The sequence below is a fragment of the Micromonospora sp. NPDC049282 genome, from assembly GCF_043197045.1.
GTDB lineage: Bacteria > Actinomycetota > Actinomycetes > Mycobacteriales > Micromonosporaceae > Micromonospora.
The window spans coordinates 59,727-81,343 of sequence record NZ_JBICSL010000004.1 but is presented as its reverse complement, the minus strand read 5'-3'; the positions used below and the strand labels follow the sequence as shown (position 1 = coordinate 81,343).

Below are 21,617 nucleotides of genomic sequence, written 5' to 3'. Positions count from 1 at the left end.
ATGCCACTGGAACTGCACTGGTTCCTGCCCTCGCACGGCGACGGCCGGGACCTGGCCGAGCCGTCGCGGGGCGGCAGCCGGCCCACGCGGATCACCCGCCGCCGGCCGGACGTCGGCTACCTCGCCCAGGTGGCCCAGGCCGCCGACCGGCTCGGCTTCGCCAGCGTGCTCACCCCGGCGGGGCTGTTCTGCGAGGACCCGTGGATCGTGGCGTCCGCGCTGGCCGCGCAGACCGAACAGCTCAAGTTCATGATCGCGCTGCGGCCGGGGCTCGTCTCGCCCACTCTGGTCGCCCAGATGGCCGCGACCCTGGACCGCGTCACCGGCGGCCGGGTCCTGCTCAACATCGTCGCCGGCAGCGACCCCGACGAACAGCACCGCTACGGGGACTGGCTGGACCACGACGACCGCTACGCCCGGGCCGAGGAGTTCCTGGCCATCCTGAACCGGCTCTGGTCCGGGCAGCCGGTGGACCACACCGGCGAGCACTACCGGGTGCGGGGCGCGCTGCTGGCCCGGCCGCCGGAAACCGCGCCGACGGTGTTCCTCGGCGGCTCGTCACCCGCGGCGCAACAGGCGGCAGCCCGCCACGCGGACGTCTATCTCGCCTGGGGTGAGACCCCGGCCCTCCTCGGTGAGCTGCTGCAACGGGCCCGCGACCGGGCGGCCGAGGCGGGGCGGACGCTGCGTACCGGCAGCCGGCTGCACGTGATCACCCGGGACACCGCCCGGGAGGCGTGGGCCGAGGCGGAGCGGCTGCTCGCGGGCGTCGACCAGGCGCGCATCGACGCGGCGCGCAAGCGGTTCTCGCGTACCGAGTCGGAAGGGCAGCGGCGGGCCGCGGCGCTGCACGCCGGCGGCAACGCCCGGATGGAGGTCCACCCGAACGTCTGGGCCGGCTACTCGCTGGTCCGGCCGGGCGCCGGGGCGGCGCTGGTGGGCAGCCACGAGGAGGTCGCCGAACGGATCGCCGAGTACCACGCCGCGGGCGTCGACCACCTGATCCTCTCCGGACAGCCGCACCTGGAGGAGGCGTACTGGGTCGGTGAGGGGGTGCTGCCGTTGCTCCGGCACGACGGCCTGCTCGCCCCGGACGCCGGCCGGGCGCCCGAGTTGGCGGCGCGGTGATGGCGGCGTCGTCGCGGCACCTGCCGATGACCGTGGTGATCGGCAATCCGAAGCCGCACTCCCGGACCCGGACCGTCGCGCTGAGCACCGCGGCGGCGCTGCACCAACGGCTGGCCGGCAGCCCCACCCCGGTCGGGCGGCCGAGCGTGGTCGACCTGTCCGAGCTGACCGCGGAGCTGGTCGGTCAGGGCAGCCGCCCGGAGGCGCTGGACGAGGTGCTGGAGTCCGTCCGCCGTCCCGGGCTGCTGCTGGTGGCCAGCCCCACCTTCAAGGCGGCGTACAGCGGCCTGTTGAAGCTCTTCGTGGACGTGCTTCCCCGCGGCGCGCTCGCCGGCGTGGTGGCGGTGCCGCTGATGACCGCCGCCCGGGCCGGGCACCGCCGCGTCGTCGACACCCACCTGGGCGCGTTGCTCGCCGAGGTGGGCGCCTGCGTTCCGGTGCCCGGGCTGTGCGTGCTCGAACGCGAACTCGACACGGCCGAGGTGGGCATCGGGCGGTGGCTGGACGGCGCGGCGCCGGCCGTGGCCGAGGCGTTGGCCGGGCCGGCCCGGCCGGCCTGAGCCGTGCGGTCGGCCCGCGCTCACCACGGCCCGGACGGCCCGAGCCGGGCCCGGGCGGTCAGCCCGCGCCCATCACGGCGGGCGGTCAGCCCGCGCTCACCTCGGTGCCGTGCTTGCGTCGCAGCCGGCTGATCCAGCCCTGTGCGGTGTGCACCGGCACGTCGAAGTGCTCGGCCACCCGGCTGATGGTGCCGACCTGCTCGTAGACCGCCTCGAGGTCGGCCGGATCGGGCGCCCGCCGGTAGGCCCGCCCGCTCTTGAGCCGACTGAGGCGCTCCGGCTCGACCGGCCGGCGGGCGGGTCGCGGCGGCGGCTGCGCGGGCGCGACCGCGGCGGGGGTTACGGCGACGGCCGCGGGGACCGGCCCCACGCCCTGCTCGGGGCGGTTGCCGGACCCGGGGCTCCGGCCGCGCTCGCGGTCCTGCGGCGGGACGAACGCGCGCAGCAGGGCGTCGAAGTCGACATACGGCAGCTCGCCGGTCAGGCCGGCGCTCTGCGGAGCACGGACGGTGAGCTCCCGGACGACCGGGTGACCGTCGCCGGTGTCCAGACGCACGACGGTCTGGGCCACCGGACCGGTGATCTCCTCGCCGTCGTCCTCCACCGGGACGATGGTGATGATGTATTGGCTCACGGCGATGCCTTCCTGCGCATGTCCGGTGGGGCAGCGAGGCCGTCCGATCTGCTTGAACGGGGGGTGCTCGATGGTGGGAGACAAGATATCGGATCTCAGTATGACAGGAGCCTAGATGTCCGACACCATCCTGCGGTCGCCTATCCTTCATCTCTCTTCGGTCCACCCGCACGAACTGGGGTGCTATGCGGGGCCCCGATAGTTGACGGCGCCGGTGGCCAGTAGCGCCGCCAACGCCGCCCGTGAGGACACCCCGGTCTTGCGGAAGATCCGGGTCAGGTGGGCCTCCACCGTCTTCACGGTCACGTACACCTGCTCCGCGGCCTCGGCGTTGCTCGCCCCCGCGGCGACCAGGCGGGCGATGTCCCACTCCCGCCGGGTCAGCGTCAGCTCGCCTCGGGACGCGCCGTCGGGGCGTCGCCCCGCCGCGCCGGCCGCCCGGCTCTGCACGCTCGCCACCGCCCGCCGCAGCGGTGGCGAGCCGACCAGGTCGGCGATCCGGCGCGCCTCGGCCAGCTCCACCTCGGCGGCCGTCCACTCCCGCACGTCGCACAGCGCCCGCGCCCGGACCAGCCGGGCCGACGCCTCGTCCAACCGCCAGCCCATGTCGGCGAAGCTGTCGGCGGCGGCGCCGGCGAGCTCCGCCGCGCCGCGCGGGTCGGCGTCGAGGGTGAGCCGGGCCCGGCTGATCCGCACCATGGCGCTCTGCCCGCGCAGTCGCCGCCGCTGCGCGTGCCGCCCGGCCACCGCCAGCCAGTGCAGCGCCTCGTCCCGCCGGCCGGCGCGGTGGGTCATCTCGGCCAGTGACGAGGCCCAGCAGGCACGACCGGACGCCTCCACCTGGCCGAGCTCGACGCCACCGCAGGCGCGCAGCAACGCCGGCGCCGCACCGACCCGGTCGCCGGCCAGGAACCGCAGCCGCACGGCCACCCGCTGGCTCACCCCGTCGTACCAGTTGGGCCGCCGGGTGGCGGCGTCCAGGACGGCGGTCTCGGCAAGCTGGCGGGCCGCGGCGGGACCCCGACGCCAGGCCACCGCGATGGCGCGGTGCGCCCGGGCCAGCCCGACCAGCGGTTCGACCCCCATCGCCACGGCCACCTCCTCGGCGTCCTCGCCCTCGCTCAGGGCCCGGTCGAGGCTGCCCAGCCGGCACGTCACCGCGCAGCGCCCCACCAGCAACCACGGGGTCAGCGCGACCAGGCCGGCGCGGCAGCAGACCTCCAACGCCCGGTCGAAGTGGTGCAACGCCGACCGGTCCCGTTCGAGCAGGTGCTCGGCCCAGGCCAGCAGCGCCAGCAGGTCCGGGTGCCGAGCCAGTTCGTCGTCGGCGAGCGTGTCCACCTCGGACGACGCGCGGCCCAGCGCCTCCTCGGCCGGGAAGCCGCAGTCGACGTGCGCCGCGACGAAGCAGCGGACCACCACGGCGGTGGTCCGGCACCCGGGCTCGTCGAGCTGGTCGGCGAGCCGGCCCAGGTCGCACGCGTGCTGCCCGGCGCCGGCCGCGCCGCACAGCGCGCCCGCCACGGCGGCCTCCACCGTCAGGTCGAACCGTGCGCGCGGCCCGGCCGGCGCGTCGAGGCGCGGCAGCAGCAGGGCGTACGCGTCGAACGGCCGCCCCAGCAGGCGCTCGACGCGGGCCCGGGCGACAAGCGCCCGCACCCGCTGGTCCTCGTCCGGCAACGCCCGGCGGCTGAGGTCCTGCAACAGCGTGCGGGCCTGGCGCAGCCGTCCCGCGCCGACCAGGGCGTCCGCGGTGGCGAAGTCCAGGCGGATCCTGCGCGGGTCGGTCGGCCCGGCGTCCGGCAGCAGCCGGCCCACTCCGCTCAGCCACCGGATGGCGTCCAGCCGTGGCGTCCGCGGGTTCTCCGCCGCCTCGATCAGCGCGTCGGCCGCCGCCGGATCGGTGCACTGCCCACCGGCCGACAGGTGCTCGGCGTAGCGCGTCACCGGGTGGCCGAGGTCGCGCAGGATGTCGGCGGCGACGGCGTGCAGGCGGCGGCGCCGCCCGGGGGACAGCGAGCGGTAGACCACCGCCCGGTCGACGTCGTGCCGGAACCGCAGGGTCGGCGCGAGCGCCGGGTCGGTGCGCAGCAGGTCGGCGGCGACCAGCCCGTCCAGCAGGTCACTGGTGGCGGCGGGATCCCGGCACGCGAGCGCGCCCGCGAGCGTCGGCTCGAACCCCTCCGCGCACACCGAGACCGCCTCCAGCATCTGCCGCTGGTCGGGCTCGAGCGCGTCCACGTCGAGCTGGACCGCGGCGGTGACCTCGAACGGCAGCTCCACGGGCAGGCCCCGCAGCGCGGCCACCGCGCCGTCCAGCGCCTCGGGGCGGTAGGCGAGCACGTAGCGGGGCACCCCGCCGGAGAGGCGGTGCACGCGCTGCCCGGCCCGGCCGTCCGGGAGCCCGAGCAGCGCGGCCACGCCGGCCGGGTCCAGCGGCGACAGGGTGAACGTGCGACGGTTGAGCTGGACGACGCCGCCGAGCGCGGCGGTCGCCCATCCGGGCATCTGTCGCGGACGGTACGCGACGACCAGCAGCAGCCCGGCCGGCGGCGCCTGCGCGAACCGGGCCAGCAGCGCCGCCACCGTCGGCGGCACGAGGTGCAGGTCGTCCAGGAGCAGCACCACCGCGCCCGGGGCCGGGTCCGGCCGGTGTGCCGCCGTGGCGGCCGGGTCCGCCGAGGCGGTGAGCAGCCGCCGCATCCGGTCGCAGTCGCCGCCGGCGGCGGCGAGCACCGGCACGGCGGCCCGCCCGGCCCGGACGGCCAGTTCGCGCAGCAGGCGGGTCTTGCCGCAGCCCGGGTCGGCGGCGAACTCCAGCATCGACGGCTGCCCGGCACGGGCCGCGCACAGCGCCCGGTCGAACAGGTCGAGCGCGCAGTTGCGACCGATCAGCGGTTCGAGGGGTCCGCCGGGCGACGCCGGCTCCACGCCGGTCACCGGCGCACCGCTGGGCGGTCCGCACCGACGCGACCAGGTCGGGCGACGCCAGGTGACATGGTCCGGTCCAGCATCAGCCGCCCCCCAGTTCCGCCCCTTGTGGACCGCGTGGCGTGCCCGACCCAGCGGGAACATTGCCGGCGTCGGGCGAGCGCCCGGTGCCACTGTACGATCGTGAAACAACTGTGACGATCGCGAGAGTGGCTGAATCTGGCCGTCTTGGAAGAGGAATCGGCCGTGGTCAACCGACCGCGTTCGGTTTCCGGTCCCGCTACTCGCCGCGCCGCCGCGCTCGCGTTCAGTTCACCCCACTGTCGGGTTTTCCCTACTGTCGCATCGGTGGGCTTCGCCTACCGTCGACTGCGGCGGGTGCGACGCCTACGTTGGGGGAACCGTTCATGACGATGCATGTTCCATCCTGCCTGGACAGTCCACCGGAGATCGGGGTCGAGGAGGCAACGCCCGATCGCTGGCACGTGTTTCGATGCCTGCTGCCCCCGCGCGCCGCGGTGGCCGACGCGTTCGTGACGCGGGGGATCGGCCCGCTCCTGCGCGAGTTGCAGGCCGTCGGGGAGCTGTCCGGCTGGTCGTTCACCCGCCAGTCGCCGCGGGTGGTCGACATCCACCTGCTCGGTGGCGCGCCGGGGCTGCTGGCGGCGCGGCTGGCCGGGCTCTGCGCGGCGGTCGGCGCGCACGGGCCGACGCGCCTGCCGCGGCTCTGCGGGCCGCCGACGCCCGATCTCCGGCTGGTCGACGTGGCGGTGGAGCTGATCGGGATGACGCCGAACCGGCCGGCCCGGCTCGGCGCCGCCGTCGATCTGACCATGGTGGCGGCGGTACGCACCTGTCCCGCGCTGCGCGTCGCCGACGCGCCCGTCGTGGCGGGCGCCCGGGACGTCGCGGTGGTGTCGCCGGCGCGGTGGCGGCGGATCGCCGCCGCGCTGGCCACCGAGCGGCACCCGCTGACCTGCTGGTCACGGCTGTTGGAGAGGCACCGGCACGCGCCCGGCTACGACGGGGCCGCGGCGTTCGGCATGGTGCACCTGCTGCACAACCAGCTCGGGCTGACCGAACGCGACGAACAGCGGGTGCACGCCGGGTTGATCCGTTCGATGTCACGGCGCTCCGGTGGCCCGCGCCGTTCGCCGCGCTGGCACCAGGGCGTCGTACCCCCGGGGGCTGTCGGGCGGCGCGGCTGAGGGCGGCGGCCGGGCTCAGCGGCGGGCGGGCCGGCGTTCGGGGCGGGGGCGGTCGCGCTCCGGGTCGACGCCGACCTGCACGGCGAAGGCCGGGTCGACGGCGAGCAACGGTCGGGGGCCGAACAGCGCCATGGCGGTCAGCAGCGCGTCGGTGTCCCGTCCCTGCCAGGCCGGGCGGCGTTCCGGATCGAGGTCGGCGTGTTCGCGGCGCAACCGGCGCAGCAGACGGCGGGCGGCGGCGCCGGTCTCGGGCACCTCGGTCAGCCACCAGCCGCCCAGCGCGGTGGCCAGGCAGCAGAGCAGCAACCCGGCGACGGACGCCGGGCCGCCGGCGGTGCGTCCCTCGACCGCGCTCTCCACGAGCCGGGTCACGCCGACGGCGGCGACCGCGAACAGGGGCAGGGTGCCCAGGGCGACCCGCCGCCGCTGCGCGGGGGTGAGCAGCCAGCCGTCGCGGGCCAGCCGGCCGACGCTGCGGCGCAGCACCCGACCGACCTCGGGGTCGGCGAGGACCGCGGCCCAGGTCTGCGGGCGGCGCAGCGCGGTGTGCAGGGCGCGGACCAGCGCGGGTGAGCCGGGCGGCGGGGGACCGTCGGCGTGCAGGGTGGCGAGTTCGCCGACGGTCACTCCGCCGGCGCGGCGCAGCGCGGCCACGCCTACCTGGCAGGCCAGCAGCGCCCGGTCGGTGAGGTACGCCAGTTCGACCCGGTCGGGCGTCGCGCCGCGGGCCCGGCGCCCGGTCAGCTCCCGCACCGCCAGGGCGACCGTGACGGCCAGGGCCACCGCGCCCAGGTAGTCGAGGAGGAAGAGCGGCCCGCTGACACCCCAGAGCATGGCGACAAGTATGGCCCGCCGGCCGCGCCGGTGATCAGGAGGCGTGACGGACCTCGCCGTCCCAGATGTCCGCCCAGGGGCGGCGCAGGCCCCGGCCGAGGAAGATCGGTTCGCCGTTCTCGTCGTTGTCGACGTCGACCCGCTGGTCGACCCGGCCGGCCTCGGTGACCTCGGTGAACCAGCGACGCAGCTGGTCGGGGCGGGACCAGCCGACGGCGATCACCACGTCGGCGTCGGCCGGCGGTCGGCCGAAGCCGGCCATGCTGTTGTGCCCCGAGTAGGCCCGGGGCAGGCCACGCGCCGGACCGTAGCGGGCCAGCGCGCCGGCCTCGCCGTAGTTGCCGGTGAGCACGACCGCCCGGTCGCGCTCCGAGGCCGGCAGGCCGCGGTGCACGGCGGCGACCGAGTCGGCGAACGCCGGCCAGCCGATGGTCTCACCGGCGTCGTAGTTGACGGCGACCACGAAGCCGGGCAGCCGGTCGGCCGGCAGGGTGGGCAGGAGCAGCACCGCGCTGCCGGCCACCATCTGCACGGCGGCGACGGCGACCAGCGCCTGCCGGGCACGGGCCGCTCCGCGGCGGGCCCACTCGACGGTGGGCACCGCGCCGGCCGCGGTGAGCACGAGCATCAGCGGCGCGTCGTAGTAGCCCTTGCCGCCGGCCAGCACGACGATCGCGAGCACCACCAGCCACGCCCAGGCCAGCGCGCGGTAGGCCGCCCAGGCCGGGCGGCGCAGCAACGCGACCAGCCCGGCCACCCACACCGGGATCGCGAGCGGGCTGATGATGACCAGGTGCAGCAGGGCCGCGTCGACGCGGCCGCTGTAGGAGCTGTCGCCGCCGGCGATGGCGGCGGCGACGGAGAGCTGCGGGAAACCGTGCGCGGCCTGCCACACCAGGTAGGGCGCGGCGAACAGCGCGGCGACCGCCGCGCCGGCGAGGACCCACCTGTCGCGCAGCAGCGGGCGTGGCCCGGCGATCAGCACGCCGGTGACCAGACCGACGCCGAGCAGGGCGGGTAGCGGCTTGTTGAGCAGCCCCACGCCGAGGGCCAGTCCGGCACCGAGCGCCCACCGGGTGTCGCCGGTGCGCAGCATCCGCGTCACGCAGAACGCGGCGACCAACCACACCAGCAGGTCGACGGTGGTGGTGCTGAGCAGGTGACCGCCGGCCAGGACGATGCCGGAGGCGGCGGCGAGCGCGGCCGCGGTCGACTGGGCGGCGCGGCCGGCGCCGAACTCCCGGGCGAGCGCGGCGACCAGCACCACCGCGGCGCCGCCGATCAGCGCCGACGGGGTACGCAGCAGCACCAGGTTGCCTGGCGCGATCGTGTCGGCGGCGCGGGCCAGGGCGGGCACGAGCGGCCCCTGGTCGACGAAGCCCCAGTCGAGGTGCCGCCCGCACAGCAGGAAGTAGAGCTCGTCGCGGTGGTAGCCGTAGCGGCCGGCGAGCAGCAGCAGCACGGCGGTGACGGCCGCGCCGACCAGCCAGGGCACCGCCGTGCGCGGCCCGGTGGGCGGCGGCCCGGCGGGCGTGGCGAAGCCGGGGCGATTAATGTCGGTGACGGGTTCGGCCATCCGCCCATGATGGCCCGGCCGAGGTGGGCGGCGCTGCCCGGGTTCGCCACAAAGCGGTGGCGGGACGCCCCCGGCCGGCGCTACCGTGCCGGCGATGCGCATCCGGGACTGCACCGACGCCGACTGGCGCCACGTCTGGCCGATCGTCCAGGACGTCGTCACCGCCGCCGACACGTTCGTCTACGACCCGGCCTGGCCGGCGGAGGTGGCGCGTGAGGTGTGGATGGAACGCCCGCCGGGGCGTACCTCGGTGGCGGTGGACGACGACGCGGTGCTCGGCACCGCGAAGATGGGCGCCAACCGGCCCGGGCCGGGGTCGCACGTGGCGACGGCGAGTTTCATGGTCGCCGCGGCCGCCCGCGGCCGGGGCGTCGGCCGGGCGCTGTGCGAGGAGGCGCTGGACTGGGCCCGCCGGCGGGGTTTCGCCGCGATGCAGTTCAACGCCGTGGCGGAGACCAACACCGCGGCGGTGGCGCTCTACCGGCAGCTCGGCTTCACGGTGGTCGGCACCGTGCCCGAGGCGTTCGCCCATCCGCGCGCGGGGCGGGTGGGCCTGCACGTCATGCACCGGTTCCTGTGACGCGCGACGGTGCGTGAGGATCGCGGGATGAGCGCTGAACCGATCGAGCTGGCCGCCGCCCTGGCGCGTTTCGACCAGCTGTGGAGTCCACGAATCGTCACCACGGTCAACGACTACGACGTGCGGATCGCGAAGGTGGCCGGTGAGCACGTCTGGCACAGCCACGACCACACCGACGAGTTCTTCCTGGTGCTCGACGGAGAGTTGCGCATCGCGCTGCGCGACGGCGCCGACGGCGGGCAGCGCGAGGTCACCCTGCCGCGCGTACGGTCCCGGCCTGAGTCCGGCGCCCGCGAAAACGCCTGGCCGTCCCGGGTGGCTGCTGGCAGGCTGCGGCCGTGACCGCACAAGCTTTCGCGGGGGCGCTCGCCGACGAGCGTCGCCGCGCCGTGTTCGCCGCGATCGTGCTCGGCGCCCGGGACGTGCCCGCCGTGGTGGCCCGCACCGGCCTGCCCGCCCGTGACGCGGCCACCGCCGTGCGGCGGCTCACCGACGTGGGTGTGCTGGCCGACGACGACGCCGGGCTGCGGGTCGACGGTGAGCGGCTGCGCGAGTTCGCCCGGGCCGCCGCGACGTCACCGGCGGCGCCGGCGGCCGACCCGCGCCAGGCGATCCTGCGCACGTTCCTGCGCGACGGCGCGCTGACCCGGCTGCCGGCGCAGCGCGGCCGGCGTCGGGTGCTGCTGGAGCACATCACCGAGCGCACCTTCGAGCCGGGGCTGCGCTACCCGGAGCGTGCGGTGGACGACGCGCTGCGCCCCTGGTGCGAGGGCGGCGAGGCCGACCACGTCTCGTTGCGCCGCTACCTGATCGACGACATGCTGCTCACCCGCGAGCACGGCGTCTACTGGCGGACCGGCCCGTGACCGGCTGGACGACCCACCTCGCCCGGCCCGACGAGCCCGACGCGGAGGTGCTGCTGCGCGAATACATGTCGGAGATGGTCCGCCGCTGGTACGGCCGCCCGGAGCGCCCCGGGGAGGTGGACGCCGCGCTGGCCGAGATGCCCAGCGACGACCTCGCCCCGCCGACCGGGCTGCTGGTGCTGGCCCGCCACCACGGCCGGCTGGCCGGGTGCGCCGGGCTGCGCTGGCAGCTGGGCTGGGCGGAGCTGACCCGGGTCTACGTGCGCCCCGCGCACCGGGGCGCCGGTGGCGGCGCCGCGCTGCTCGCCGCGGTCGAGGCGTGCGCGGGCGACGCCGGCGCGGGCCGGATCCGGCTGGACACCCGCTCCGACCTGGTCGAGGCGCGCGGCCTCTACGCCCGGCACGGTTACCGGGAGATCCCGGCGTTCAACGCCGGCCCGTACGCGCAGCACTGGTTCGAGAAGTCGCTGCCGGCGCGGGTTGACGACATGGCGGCGCCGCGCTGAAACAGAAATCGAAAGTTGAGTCGCCCTGACTCAGCTCACCACCGCCTGAGCGCCTCACGCCGACGCGGGGGAGGCTGGTGCGCCGGCGTCCCCCGCGTCGGCGTCGGCCGGATAGAGCCGGGTCAGCGCGTGCGCGGTCGCGGTGAACCGGTCGCGCAGCTCCGCCGGCGCCAGCACCTCCACCTCGGCGCCGAGCTTGAGCAGCTCGGCGTGGGCGTGCCGGACCGACTCGATCGGCACGGTGGTGTCCAGCCAGCCGTCCGGGCCGGGTTCACCGGCCGCCGCCCGGGCCGCCCGGCTCATCTCCGGCGGGAAGACGTACGGCATGAACTCCAGCGCGGCGGCGGTGAGCCGGATCCGCGCCTCGCCCCGGTAGACGTCGCGCTCGTAGCGGGCGGTCCACTCGCGCCAGTAGGCGGCCAGGTCGAACCCGTCGGGCCGGTCGAAGCGCTCGTCGGCGACGCTCGCGTCGAGCACCGCGCCGACCCGGTAGGTGCGCACCTCGTCCTCGCCGCGGGCCACCAGATACCACCGGCCGGCCTTGAGCACCACGCCCAGCGGGGCGACCAGCCGGGTGACCTCGCGCGGGGCGCGCCAGCGCCGGTAGCGCAGCCGCACCAGCCGGTCCTCCCACACCGCGCCGGCCAACGTCTCCAGGTACGGCACCGGTTCCGGGTGGCGGAACCAGCCGGGCGCGTCCAGGTGGAACCGCTGCCGGATGCGGCCGCTGCGGTCGGCCAGTTCCCCGGGCAGCGCGGCGCGCACCTTCAGCTCGGCGGCGGTCACCGCGGACGCCAGTCCCAGCTCCGCGGCCGGCCCGGGCAGGCCGGCGAGGAACAGCGCCTCGGCCTCCGGCCCGGTCAGCCCGGTGAGCCGGGTACGCCAGCCCTCCAGCAGCCGGTAGCCGCCGGCCGGGCCCCGGTCGGCGTACACCGGGACGCCGGCGGCGCCGAGCGACTCGACGTCGCGGTAGACGGTCCGCACCGACACCTCCAGGGCGTCGGCGAGTTCCCCGGCGGTCATCCGCCCCCGGGTCTGCAGGAGCAGCAGCAGGGAGACCAGCCGGCTGGCGCGCATCCGGTGACGGTAACCCGTGCCGGAAATCCTTCTCGGGCGCGCCTCGTCGCGAAACGCGCCACCGACTGAGAACCTTTCTCACATGCTGCGTCCCGAGGTGCTGCCCCGCGCGCGTCCCGCCCTGCCCGGCGGCCCGGCCGACTTCACCGAGGCGTGGCTGCGCAACCGGCGCCTGTCCGAGCACACCCGCGACGCCTACCGCCGCGACGTCAACGGCTGGCTGCGCTGGTGCGCCGAGCGCGGCGTGGAGCCGCTGCGGGTCACCTTCCTGGACGTCAACGCGTACGGCCGGGAGCTGGAGTCCACCCCGCGCGGGCGCGACGGACGCCCGCTCACCCCGGCCACCGTGGCCCGCCGGCTGTCCGCGCTGTCCAGTTGGTACGACTTCCTGGTCAGGTTGGGCGCGGTGCCGGCCAACCCGGTCGCCGCGGCGGACCGGCCCCGGGTCGACCGGGACCACTCCGCCACCGTCGGCCTGAGCCCGGAGGAGGTCGACGCGCTGCTGGCCGCCGCCGAGGCCGACACCGGCCCGACCGCGGCCCGCAACCGGGCCGCGCTCGCGCTCCTGGCCGACCTGGGGCTGCGCGTCGGCGAACTGGTCTCGCTGAACCTGGCCGACCTGGGCGCGGAGCGCGGTCACCGCAGCGTCCGCTTCGTCGGCAAGGGCGGCAAGGTACGCCGTCGCGCGCTCACCCCGGGCACCGCCTACGCGCTCGACGCCTACCTGGCGGACCGGGCCGCCGCCCAGGGGGTGACGGTGCCGGAGCTGACCGGCCCGTTGCTGGTCACCGCCACCGGCGGGCGGCTGGACCGGCACGCCGTGTTCCGGCTGGTGCGCCGCCTCGCGCAGAGCGCCGGGATCGCCGCCTGGGCGCGCCTGTCGCCGCACTCGCTGCGGCATGCGTTCGCCACCACGGCGCGCTCGGAAGGGGTGCCGCTGGAGGACGTGCAGGACGCGATGGGGCATGCCGATCCGCGCACCACCCGCCGCTACGACCGGGACCGGCACAACCTGGACCGCGATCCGGCGTACGCGATCTGGGCGGCCCGCGCCCGTCGACGCGGATAATCCATTGACGGAGTGAGTCCTCACTCCGCATGCTCGACCCTATGATGTCCCCGGCCTGAGCGTCGCACCCGCGCCGTAGGGTGCCGCCATGCGACACGGGTTGGAGATCTCCTGCGGCGGCGCCTCGGTGACGGTGGCCGACCTGGTCGCGCTCGGCGAGTCGGCCGAGCGGTCCGGCTGGGACGGCGTGTTCCTGGAGGACTACCTCATCCACCACGCCGGTGACGACCCGCCGACCTGGGATCCCTGGCTGGTGCTGGCGGCGGTGGCCGGCCGCACCGAGCGGATCCGGCTGGGCACCACGGTGACCGCGCTGCCCCGGCGCCGCCCGGCGAAGCTGGCCCGGGAGGTGCTCACCCTCGACCACCTCTCCGGCGGGCGCGCGGGCGTCGCGGTCGGGGTCGGCGATCCGGCCGACCGCGGGCTGGCCGCGTTCGGCGAGCCGACCGACCTGAAGACCCGCGCGGCGATGCTCGACGAGGGCCTCGACCTGCTGGTCGCGCTGCTCGGCGGTGAGCGGGTCAGCCACCGGGGCGTCCACTACCGCGCCGAGGACGTGGCGCTGCGACCGACGCCGGTGCAGTCCCCCCGGGTGCCGGTCTGGGTCGGCGGCAGCACCCAGGCGAAGGCGGTGCTGCGGCGGGCGGCCCGGGCCGACGGGATCGTGCCCTACAAGTTGACCGACACCGACGGCTGGTCCGACTTCACCGCCGAGGAGGTGGCCGCCCTGGTCGCCGCGCTGCCGCCCACCCGCGCCGACGGCCAGCCGTTCGACGTGGCCGTCGGCGGCCGGCGGCGACGTGCGGACGAGCGCGCCGAGCGCGCCTACCTGGCCGACCTGGCGGCGGCGGGCGCCACCTGGTGGCTGGAGTACGTGCCGGCCGGCGACCCGGCCGCGATGCGGGCCGCGGTCGCCCGCGGCCCGCTGCGCTGAGCCGGTCAGTCCTTCCGGCGGGGGCACAGGCAGAACGGCTGCCCGACCGGGTCGAGCAGCACGGTCCAGCTCTCGCCGCCCGGCTGGTGGTCCGGGCGGGTCGCGCCGGCCGCCACCAGGTCCTTCTCCGCCAGCGCCACGTCGTCGACGACCAGGTCGAGGTGGTAGCGCTTGGCGCCGGTCCCGTCCGGCCAGGCCGGCGGCGCGTACCCGGGCACCAGGCCGAAGCCGATCGAGGTGCCACCGGAGACGATCATGGCGTACTCGGCCTCGCTGTGGGTGATCTCCCAGCCGAGGGCGTGGGCGTAGAAGGCCGCGTGGGCGGCCGGGTCGGAGCTGTCCAGGTTGACCATCGCGAGGTCGGCGTGTGTCGTCATGTCGAGGGAGTCTGCCGCCGGTACCTGCCACCTGCTGTCAGGTACCGGCGGCGGGTCGCACGGTCAGCCGGCCGTCGGGGCCCCGGCAGGCCAGCGCGTCGGCGACGAGGTGACAGTCGCGGATGCCGGCGGGCAGCGTCGCGCCCGGGTGCGGGCCGTCGGCGCCGACGTCGACGACCAGGGTGCGACCGTCGCCGCCCGGGCGCAGCAGCACCTGCCGCGTCGCGTCGCGGTCGCCGGGCACCGGCTGCCAGCCGGCCCCACCGGGCCACCGCCACACCTGCGCGCCGGTGTCCGGGTCGAGCGCCCGCCGGTCCGCGAGCCCGACCAGGCAGAGCAGCCGGGGGCAGCCGGGCGCGGTCGTCTCCCCGACCGGCAGCAGCAGCCGCCAGCGCGGGGTCAGCGACGGCAGGTCGTAGCCGCTCAGCGTGGTCCCGCCGGGAGCCGGGTGCCGCAGCACCAGGTGGTCGCCGACGGCGAGCGGGTTGTCCGGCGCGTATCCGGCCGGTGGCAGGCGGGTCTCGGCGATCGCCACGCCGTGGCGGACGTCGTACACCCGGGCCAGCCCGGTGTCGTGCACCACGACGATCCGGCCCGGCGCCGCCACGAGCACGGCGGTCGACGGCACCGGCGTCGACCAGCGGTCCGCGCCGGTGGCGAGGTCGACGCCGCGCACCGCGCCCTGGATCCGCCGCCGGCCGGGGTCGGCGACGCCGCGGACCTCGGTGACCGCCACCGCGGCGGCGCCGGCCGGCTGGACGCGGTCGGGGCGGCGCCAGCGCGGTTGCCCGGTGCCGGCCGCGTACGCCGAGGTGCCGGTCACCTGGCCGGCGGAGTCGCGCGTGGTGACCAGCACCAGGTCACCTACGGACGCGGCGGACCACGCGCCGGCGGGCGCCGGGACGCGCCAGGTCATCCGGCCGGTCGTGGTGTAGCCGGTCAACGTGGTCGCGTCGGCGACCAGCAGCAGCCCGCCGGCGGCCAGCAGGGCGGCCCGGGCCGGCAGCGGCGGCCCGGTGATCGCCGCCGGTCGGGTCGGCGCGGCGGCGCCCAGCAGCAGGCAGGCGGCGAGCACCGGCGCGATCCACCACCGCCGGGGTGACGCCGGTCGGGGCGCGGCGGCCGGCCGGTTCAGCTCGATGGTCGCCGGTCCGGAACGGTCCGTGCGCCGGTCCTGCGTCATCCGGGCTCCTCGCGACTGGTCGCCCGACGGTAGACGATCCGCGGTCACGGGGGCGACTGCGGCACAACCGGCTGCGGACCGGCCGCCGGTTGCCTACCGTCGGTGGTGATGGGCAGGGAGCAGGTGTGGCACCGACCGGCCCGGCGTCGCCGGCCGATGCGCGCGGGTGTGCTGGTCGCCGGGCTCGGCCTGGGCACCTGCCTGATCGGGGTGGCCGGGCTGGCGGTGTGGAACGCCCAGGTGGTGTTGCAGGCCGGCGGGCCGGTGCGGGAGACCGCGGACGGGTTCTTCCGCGACGTGGCCGCGGGCGACACCGACCGGGCGTACGGGCGGCTGTGCGCCGAGGCGCGCGGGCGGTGGAGTCAGACCGGCTTCGGCAGTTGGGTGCGGACCCCGCCGCTGGTCAGCGGCTACGAGATCGTCGACGTGTCGGTGACGACCCGCGCCGGGCGTCCACGCGCCACGGTGGTGGTGCGGCTCAACCGCGACGGCGGTGGCAGTGAGGAACGTGAGCTTCCGGTGGTGCCGGAGGACGGGGGCTGGCGGGTGTGCGGGGACCCGTTCTGAGGCTCAGGCGCGCGGGCCGAGGTCGCCGGAGCGGTAGTGCCGCCGGCACAGCACCTGGTAGCGCACGTCGGCGCTGTCGACGGTGTCGCCAATGACGACCTGCGCGCCCTCGCGGACCACCCGGCCCTGCACCACCCGGGCGTTGAGCAGCCCCTCACGTCCGCACCAGCAGAGCACCTCGACCTGGATGCGGGCCACCTCGTCGGCCAGTTCGAACAGCCGCTGCGCGGCCGGGAACAGGCAGGAGCGGAAGTCGGTGGCCAGGCCGAAGGCGTAGACGTCGACGTCGAACTTGTCGACCAGCTCGGCCATCTGCTCGACGTGTTCCAGGGCGTAGAAGGACGCCTCGTCGCAGATCAGGTAGTCCACGCGTACCCCTTCGGCCCAGGCGGAGCGGACCAGGTCGCGCAGGTCGAGGCCGTCGGTGACCTCGACGGCCTCGTGGGCCAGGCCGATGCGGGTGGTGACCTGCGGACCCAGCGAGCGGTCGATGCGGGTGGTGACCAGGCCGCGGCGGCCCTGCCGGGCGTGGTTGTAGTTCATCTGCAGGGCCATGGTGGACTTGCCGCAGTCCATCGGGCCCCAGAAGAACTTCAGCGCGGCGGCGTGCAGCGGACGGCCGTCGACGCCACGGGCGGCGGCGCAGCCGCCGGCGCGGTCGTCGCCGGGCCCCGGCAGGGGGCGGGCCAGGCAGGTCGGGGCGGCAGCGGGGTCGTCGGTCACGTCGGGGCAGCCTAGCCGATCGACGCCGCTGCATCCGGGCCGCGATGATCCGCCGGCGGCGCCGGCCCGCCTCAGAGCACCCGCGGTGGGGTGTTGCCGGCGGCGAGGATGGCCCGGCGCATCGGCACGGCGGCCAGCAGCGCGAAGCCGACCACGAAGAAGATCAGCAGGGAGACCAGGCCGACGCGGTAGGACGAGGTGAGCTGGAAGACCAGGCCGAAGGCGAGCGGGCCGAGCCAGCTGGTGCCCTTGTCGCTGATCTCGTAGAAGCCGTAGTACTCGCCCTCCTTGCCGGCGGGGATGAGCTGGCTGAACAGCGAGCGGCTCAGCGCCTGACTGCCGCCGAGGACCAGGCCGATGCAGCCGCCGAGGATCATGAACGGCACCGGCGCCTCGGCGGGCAGCCGGAACGCCGCGATGATCACGCCGGTCCAGAGCACCAGCGACAGCAGCACGGTCTTCCAGGCGCCGATGCGCTTGGCGAGGGCGCCCAGGGCGAGCGCGCCGCCGAAGGCGAGGAACTGCACCAGCAGGATCGTCACGATCAGCGTGCCCTGTTCCAGCCGCAGTTCCTCGGTGCCGTACTGGCTGGCGAGCGTGATGACGGTCTGGATGCCGTCGTTGAAGACCAGGAAGGCGAGCAGGAAGAACAGCGTCAGCGGGTACGCCTTGATCTCACGCAGGGTGTGGCCGAGCTGCCGGAACCCGTCGGTGAGCACGTTGCCGCCGCCGTGGCGGGCGGCGGCGGTGGGGCGCTCACGCAGCCAGCGCAGCGGCAGCAGGGTGAACGCCGCCCACCACACCCCGGCCGAGACGATCGACCAGCGGGCCAGGTCGAGGGTGCGCTGCGCGTTGCCCTCCTCGCTGAGCATCGTGACCGCGACCAGGTTGAGCGCGAGCAGCAGCCCGCCGCCGAGGTAGCCGATGGCCCAGCCCCGGCTGGAGATGCCGTCGCGGTCGTCCGGGCCGCCGAGCTGCGGCAGGAACGAGTTGTAGACCACCACGGCGGCGCCGAAGGAGATGTTCGCGATCAGGAACAGCGCGCCGCCGAGCAGGTAGCGCTCGCCGGTGACGAACGCGAACGCGATGGTCGCCGCGGCGCCGGTGAACGCGGCGGCGGCGAGCAGCCGCTTCTTGTGCGCCGACCGGTCGGCGATCGCGCCGACCACGGGTAGCACGAACACGGTGAGGAAGACCGACAGCGAGATCAGGTACGGGTAGTAGGAGCCGGCGGCGACGCGGATGCCCAGCGGGTGCACCACGCCGTCGCAGCTGTCGGCGCCCAACTCGCAGCCGGCGGCCAGCTCGGTGACGGTGGTCAGGAACGGCCCGAGGAAGACCGTGATGACGGTAGTCTGGAATGCGGAGTTCGCCCAGTCGTAGAAGTACCAGCCGGTGCGTTCGCGGCGGGTGCTGCCCGGTGACGCGGGCTCGGCGACGGCGGGGGTGACCGTATCGGCCATCGGGCGGTCCTCGAGTGGCTCAGGCGGCCCAGTGGCCGCGGCTGCGGTAGACGTCGCGGAGCACGCCGACGTGATCGGTCATGATGCCATCCACACCAAGATCAAGTAAGTGGTGCATCTGGGCGGGTTCGTCGATCGTCCAGACGTGCACCTGCAACCCGATCCGGTGGCAGTAGGCGAGGAAGTGCCGGTCGACCACCGGGATCCGCCGGTAGGAGACCGGGACCTGGGCGGCGACCACGGACGGCGGCAGCCGCAGCGACCGCCCGTGCAGCGAGGCCATCCGCAGCCGGGCCACCCCGCGCATGCCGAGGCTGGTGGCGACCGTCGGGCCGGCCAGGGCGCGCAGCCGGGTCAGCCGGGCGTCGCTGAACGAGGCCAGCAGCACCCGGTCGGCGGCGCCGGCCCGGCCGACCGCGGCGACGGTGGGCTGCACCCCGCCGTCGGCCTTGACGTCGACGTTGAACCGGACCTCCGGCCAGGCGGTGAGGACGTCGTCGAGGCGGGGCACCACGGCGGCGCCGCCGACGCGTACCGAGGCGAGATCGGCCCAGCGCAGGTCGGCGATGCGGCCGGGCTCGCCGGTGACGCGGCGCAGCGTCGGGTCGTGGAAGACCACCGGCACGCCGTCGGCGGTGGCGTGCACGTCGGTCTCCACGTACCGGTAGCCCAGGGCGACGGCGCGGGCGAACGCGGCGGCGGTGTTCTCGTCGCCGTCGGCCGCGCCGCCGCGGTGAGCGAAGGCCAGCGGCGTGGGCGCGTCGAGGTAGCCGTGACGGGGCTGCACGCCGGCAGTATGCCGGGCGCGGACGGCACCCGGGTGGCCCGGCCGGGGCCAATTCCCTATCGTTCCCTGTTACGGCTAGCATAGGGTGCGATGAGTAACGACATGTACTCGGTGGAGCAGGTAGCGGAGCTGCTCGGGCTGCACGTGCGCACGGTGCGCGGCTACATCCGCGCCGGGCGGCTGCGCGCGACGCGGATCGGCAAGCAGTACCGCGTGGCCCGCGCCGACCTCGACGCGTTCACCGGCCGCCCGGCGTCACCACCCGGCGCGGCGGCGGAGGTGTCGAGCGTCGTGGCGCTCGACGGCGTCGACCGGGCCGCCGCCGACCGGCTCGCCACCCTGGTGCTGGCCGGCGTCAACACCCACCACGACCCGGACCGTCCGCTGCGGGTGCAGACGGTCCACGACGAGGAGCGTCACCGCATGAAGATCGTGATCCTGGGCGACCTGGCCGCCACCGCCGAGCTGCTACGCCTGCTCGACGCGGTGCTCGACGGCGACAACGGCCTGCTCGCCGGGGAGGCCGACCGTGGCTGACGAGTTGTGCGAGCGCGCCGGGGTGACGGTGCTGCGGTGCGATCCGGCCGGCCCGCCGATCGCCACCGAGGCCGACGCGCTGGACCTGATCGGCGCGGCGTTCGCCGGCGCCACGGTGGTGGCGGTGCCCGCCGAGCGGCTCGACCCGAGTTTCTTCGCGCTGGGCACCCGTTTCGCCGGGGAGGTCATGCAGAAGTTCGTCAACTACCGGCTGCGCCTGGTGGTCGTCGGCGACATCTCCGCGCACCTGGCCGCGAGCGACGCGCTGCGCGCGCTGGTCGCCGAATCCAACCGCCACGACCAGGTGTGGTTCGTGCCGGACCTGGCCGCCCTCGACGACCGGCTGCGCGCTGCCGGCTGACTACCGCAGCCAGCCGGCGGTCAGCGCGGTCACTCCCAGGCCGTCGGTGTCGGCCAGCTTGATCGCGACGAACTGCCGCGCGGCGGGGGAGGTCTGCACCCGGGGCGCGGGCTCCGGGTCGGTCAGCGTCGCCACCACCGCCGCGGCGGCATCGGCCGGGGACTGCGCGGCCGCGAACGCGCCGGAGCTGCGATCGAGGTACGCCCGCAGCGCCGGCCCGTACGGCCCGGCGGCGGCGACGGCGGCGTCCGGGTCGATCCCGACGTTGGCGACGAACTCGCTGGCCACCGCGCCGGGCTCGATCACGCAGACGCTGACGCCCACGGTGGCCGCCACCGGAGCGAGGGACTCCATGAACCCCTCGACGGCGAACTTCGCCGCGCAGTACGCCTCGTTGAACGGCTGTCCGACCACGCCGCCGACGCTGGTGACGGTGATCAGCCGGCCGTTGACGGCGCGCAGGTGCGGCAGGGCGGCGCGGGTGACGTGCAGGACGCCGAAGAAGTTGACCTCCAGCACCGTCCGGACCTCGTCGACGGTCTCCTGTTCCAGCGTGCCGACGTGTCCGGCGCCGGCGTTGTTGACCACCGCGTCGAGGCGTCCGTGGCGGGCCACCACGTCGGCGACGCAGGCGGCGACCGAGGCCTCGTCGACGACGTCGAGCCGGCGTACCTCCAGCAGGTCGCCGACCCCGGCGGCGTCGGCGGCGTCGCGCAGCGGGCCGGCGCGACGCGGGTCGCGCAGCGTGGCGACGGTCCGCCAGCCGGCGCGGGCCGCGCCCACGGCGGTGGCCAGGCCGATGCCGGTGGACGTGCCGGTGATCAACACGACGGGTCCGCTCACGCCTGTCACGGTCTCACCCCGGCGGCGCCCGTACGCCGGGTTCAGCCGGTTCGGTGCCGGCGGTGCGCGCGGCTCGGGTCGACCGGACGGCCGGGGTCGACGTGGCGCGGCAGGTCCGGCTCGTGCGGGCGCAGCGGGGCCAGCGTGTCGGTGATCGCGTCGATGATCCGGTCGGTGGCGTGCCGGGCCGCGCCGGGGAGGCCGGGGCGCAGGTCGCGCAGGACCACCGGGGCGCCGAAGTGCACCCGGATCACCGGCCGGCGACGCAGCGCGCGGGCCAGGCCGCGCAGCATCCCTTTCGGGGCGCGGTACGGCAGCACCTCGTGCGAGCCCCACTGGGCGACCGGGACGACGGCGGCGCCGCTGGCGAACGCGAGCCGGGCGGCGCCGGTCTTGCCCCGCTCGGGCCACATGCCGGGGTCGAGGCCGATGCGCCCCTCGGGATAGACCAGCACCACCGAGCCGCCGGCCACCGCCTGGGCGGCGATCTCCAGCGAGCGGTGCACGGCGGTGGTGCCCCGGTCGACGCGGATGTGCCCGGCGCGGCGCATCAGCGCGCCGATCACCGGGGCGCGGAACAGCCCGCCGGTGGCCATGATCCGGGGGGCGACCCGCCGGACCTGGCAGGCGGCGGCGAGCACCACCGGGTCGAACGGGCTGATGTGGTTGGCCGCCAGGATGAGCGGCCCGCGGCGCAGGTCCGCCGGCACGTCGCCGGTGACCTCGAGGCGGCCGATCAGCGCGACGGCGGCCCGGGCGAGCGTCTGCGCGCCGCGCCACAGCAGCGGCGCGCGCCAGGGGGAGGTGTCCATCAGTGCTGGATCGTCGCACGCCCGGGTGAGCAGGGTCATTGGTCCCGGGCCGTTTCGGGCC

24 protein-coding genes are annotated in these 21,617 nt (G+C 76.0%); 12 read left to right on the top strand and 12 right to left on the bottom strand.

From position 1 onward, the window contains the following. Positions 1–1,128 carry an LLM class flavin-dependent oxidoreductase gene (locus ACGFI2_RS09680; RefSeq protein WP_393513406.1) on the top strand — a complete coding sequence of 376 codons (1,128 nt, stop codon included), beginning with the start codon at positions 1–3 and terminating at the stop codon, positions 1,126–1,128. Beyond that, a complete protein-coding gene (locus tag ACGFI2_RS09675; RefSeq protein WP_393513403.1) occupies positions 1,128–1,688 on the top strand; it encodes an NADPH-dependent FMN reductase in 561 nt (186 codons plus the stop codon). Before ACGFI2_RS09680 ends, ACGFI2_RS09675 begins: the two co-directional genes overlap by 1 nt. A gap of 85 nt (positions 1,689–1,773) precedes the next feature. Here ACGFI2_RS09675 and ACGFI2_RS09670 read toward each other — a convergent pair whose 3' ends face one another. Next, the gene (locus tag ACGFI2_RS09670; protein ID WP_393513400.1) at positions 1,774–2,322 is read right to left on the bottom strand and encodes a hypothetical protein; all 549 of its coding nucleotides are present in this window, start codon (positions 2,320–2,322) and stop codon (positions 1,774–1,776) included. Positions 2,323–2,505: 183 nt separating this feature from the next. Continuing rightward, on the bottom strand, positions 2,506–5,262 hold the full coding sequence (locus ACGFI2_RS09665; RefSeq protein ID WP_393513397.1) for a LuxR C-terminal-related transcriptional regulator: 2,757 nt from the start codon (positions 5,260–5,262) through the stop codon (positions 2,506–2,508). A gap of 398 nt (positions 5,263–5,660) precedes the next feature. On the opposite strand from ACGFI2_RS09665, the gene ACGFI2_RS09660 reads away from it, so the two are divergent. Further along, positions 5,661–6,461: a hypothetical protein gene (locus ACGFI2_RS09660; protein ID WP_393513394.1), complete on the top strand. Its 801-nt coding sequence runs from the start codon at positions 5,661–5,663 to the stop codon at positions 6,459–6,461. 15 nt (positions 6,462–6,476) lie between these two features. Here the strand turns inward: ACGFI2_RS09660 and ACGFI2_RS09655 are convergent, their stop codons facing one another. Together ACGFI2_RS09655 and ACGFI2_RS09650 are read right to left on the bottom strand one after the other, a co-directional pair. Further along, positions 6,477–7,295, bottom strand: a complete 819-nt coding sequence (locus tag ACGFI2_RS09655; RefSeq protein ID WP_393513391.1) for a TIGR04222 domain-containing membrane protein — start codon at positions 7,293–7,295, stop codon at positions 6,477–6,479. A gap of 34 nt (positions 7,296–7,329) precedes the next feature. Further along, the gene (locus ACGFI2_RS09650) at positions 7,330–8,871 is read right to left on the bottom strand and encodes an ArnT family glycosyltransferase (protein ID WP_393513388.1); all 1,542 of its coding nucleotides are present in this window, start codon (positions 8,869–8,871) and stop codon (positions 7,330–7,332) included. Between the two features lie 94 nt (positions 8,872–8,965). On the opposite strand from ACGFI2_RS09650, the gene ACGFI2_RS09645 reads away from it, so the two are divergent. The 4 genes from ACGFI2_RS09645 to ACGFI2_RS09630 are packed head-to-tail and all read left to right on the top strand — an operon-like array spanning position 8,966 to position 10,823. Further along, positions 8,966–9,451 carry a GNAT family N-acetyltransferase gene (locus ACGFI2_RS09645; RefSeq protein WP_393513385.1) on the top strand — a complete coding sequence of 162 codons (486 nt, stop codon included), beginning with the start codon at positions 8,966–8,968 and terminating at the stop codon, positions 9,449–9,451. Positions 9,452–9,478: 27 nt separating this feature from the next. Further along, complete coding sequence (locus ACGFI2_RS09640) at positions 9,479–9,793, top strand: hypothetical protein (RefSeq protein ID WP_393513382.1); 315 nt, start codon at positions 9,479–9,481, stop codon at positions 9,791–9,793. Beyond that, complete coding sequence (locus ACGFI2_RS09635; protein WP_393513379.1) at positions 9,790–10,317, top strand: DUF2087 domain-containing protein; 528 nt, start codon at positions 9,790–9,792, stop codon at positions 10,315–10,317. Before ACGFI2_RS09640 ends, ACGFI2_RS09635 begins: the two co-directional genes overlap by 4 nt. Next, positions 10,314–10,823, top strand: coding sequence for a GNAT family N-acetyltransferase (locus ACGFI2_RS09630; protein WP_393513376.1), 510 nt, complete (start codon positions 10,314–10,316; stop codon positions 10,821–10,823). Before ACGFI2_RS09635 ends, ACGFI2_RS09630 begins: the two co-directional genes overlap by 4 nt. A gap of 54 nt (positions 10,824–10,877) precedes the next feature. Here the strand turns inward: ACGFI2_RS09630 and ACGFI2_RS09625 are convergent, their stop codons facing one another. Continuing rightward, positions 10,878–11,900, bottom strand: coding sequence for a helix-turn-helix transcriptional regulator (locus tag ACGFI2_RS09625; RefSeq protein ID WP_393513373.1), 1,023 nt, complete (start codon positions 11,898–11,900; stop codon positions 10,878–10,880). A gap of 82 nt (positions 11,901–11,982) precedes the next feature. Between ACGFI2_RS09625 and ACGFI2_RS09620 the strand changes: the two genes are divergently transcribed. Together ACGFI2_RS09620 and ACGFI2_RS09615 are read left to right on the top strand one after the other, a co-directional pair. Beyond that, positions 11,983–12,969: a tyrosine-type recombinase/integrase gene (locus ACGFI2_RS09620; protein WP_393513370.1), complete on the top strand. Its 987-nt coding sequence runs from the start codon at positions 11,983–11,985 to the stop codon at positions 12,967–12,969. An 88-nt stretch (positions 12,970–13,057) separates the two neighbouring features. Beyond that, on the top strand, positions 13,058–13,903 hold the full coding sequence (locus tag ACGFI2_RS09615; RefSeq protein ID WP_393513368.1) for an LLM class flavin-dependent oxidoreductase: 846 nt from the start codon (positions 13,058–13,060) through the stop codon (positions 13,901–13,903). A 5-nt stretch (positions 13,904–13,908) separates the two neighbouring features. Here the strand turns inward: ACGFI2_RS09615 and ACGFI2_RS09610 are convergent, their stop codons facing one another. Continuing rightward, complete coding sequence (locus tag ACGFI2_RS09610) at positions 13,909–14,280, bottom strand: VOC family protein (RefSeq protein ID WP_393513365.1); 372 nt, start codon at positions 14,278–14,280, stop codon at positions 13,909–13,911. A gap of 37 nt (positions 14,281–14,317) precedes the next feature. Then, positions 14,318–15,463, bottom strand: coding sequence for a PQQ-binding-like beta-propeller repeat protein (locus tag ACGFI2_RS09605; RefSeq protein ID WP_393513362.1), 1,146 nt, complete (start codon positions 15,461–15,463; stop codon positions 14,318–14,320). Between the two features lie 108 nt (positions 15,464–15,571). Between ACGFI2_RS09605 and ACGFI2_RS09600 the strand changes: the two genes are divergently transcribed. Then, positions 15,572–16,030, top strand: a complete 459-nt coding sequence (locus ACGFI2_RS09600) for a hypothetical protein (protein WP_393513359.1) — start codon at positions 15,572–15,574, stop codon at positions 16,028–16,030. A gap of 3 nt (positions 16,031–16,033) precedes the next feature. Here ACGFI2_RS09600 and ACGFI2_RS09595 read toward each other — a convergent pair whose 3' ends face one another. The 3 genes from ACGFI2_RS09595 to ACGFI2_RS09585 all read right to left on the bottom strand — a co-directional run bounded on the left by ACGFI2_RS09595 (position 16,034) and on the right by ACGFI2_RS09585 (position 19,003). Continuing rightward, positions 16,034–16,720 carry a thymidine kinase gene (locus ACGFI2_RS09595; RefSeq protein ID WP_393514124.1) on the bottom strand — a complete coding sequence of 229 codons (687 nt, stop codon included), beginning with the start codon at positions 16,718–16,720 and terminating at the stop codon, positions 16,034–16,036. Positions 16,721–16,824: 104 nt separating this feature from the next. Next, positions 16,825–18,216 (bottom strand): MFS transporter, encoded by a 1,392-nt coding sequence (locus tag ACGFI2_RS09590; RefSeq protein WP_393513356.1) that lies wholly within the window; start codon positions 18,214–18,216, stop codon positions 16,825–16,827. A gap of 19 nt (positions 18,217–18,235) precedes the next feature. Then, positions 18,236–19,003, bottom strand: coding sequence for a glycerophosphodiester phosphodiesterase family protein (locus ACGFI2_RS09585; RefSeq protein WP_393513353.1), 768 nt, complete (start codon positions 19,001–19,003; stop codon positions 18,236–18,238). Positions 19,004–19,093: 90 nt separating this feature from the next. On the opposite strand from ACGFI2_RS09585, the gene ACGFI2_RS09580 reads away from it, so the two are divergent. Together ACGFI2_RS09580 and ACGFI2_RS09575 are read left to right on the top strand one after the other, a co-directional pair. Continuing rightward, on the top strand, positions 19,094–19,540 hold the full coding sequence (locus ACGFI2_RS09580) for a helix-turn-helix domain-containing protein (protein WP_393513350.1): 447 nt from the start codon (positions 19,094–19,096) through the stop codon (positions 19,538–19,540). Next, positions 19,533–19,901, top strand: a complete 369-nt coding sequence (locus ACGFI2_RS09575) for a DUF4180 domain-containing protein (RefSeq protein ID WP_393513347.1) — start codon at positions 19,533–19,535, stop codon at positions 19,899–19,901. The genes ACGFI2_RS09580 and ACGFI2_RS09575 overlap by 8 nt, the downstream gene beginning before the upstream one ends. Here ACGFI2_RS09575 and ACGFI2_RS09570 read toward each other — a convergent pair whose 3' ends face one another. Both ACGFI2_RS09570 and ACGFI2_RS09565 read right to left on the bottom strand, forming a co-directional pair. Next, entirely contained in the window at positions 19,902–20,744 is an 843-nt protein-coding gene (locus ACGFI2_RS09570) for an SDR family NAD(P)-dependent oxidoreductase (protein WP_393513344.1), read from the bottom strand. A 41-nt stretch (positions 20,745–20,785) separates the two neighbouring features. Beyond that, the gene (locus ACGFI2_RS09565) at positions 20,786–21,556 is read right to left on the bottom strand and encodes a lysophospholipid acyltransferase family protein (protein WP_393513342.1); all 771 of its coding nucleotides are present in this window, start codon (positions 21,554–21,556) and stop codon (positions 20,786–20,788) included. Between the last annotated feature and the right edge of the window lie 61 nt (positions 21,557–21,617).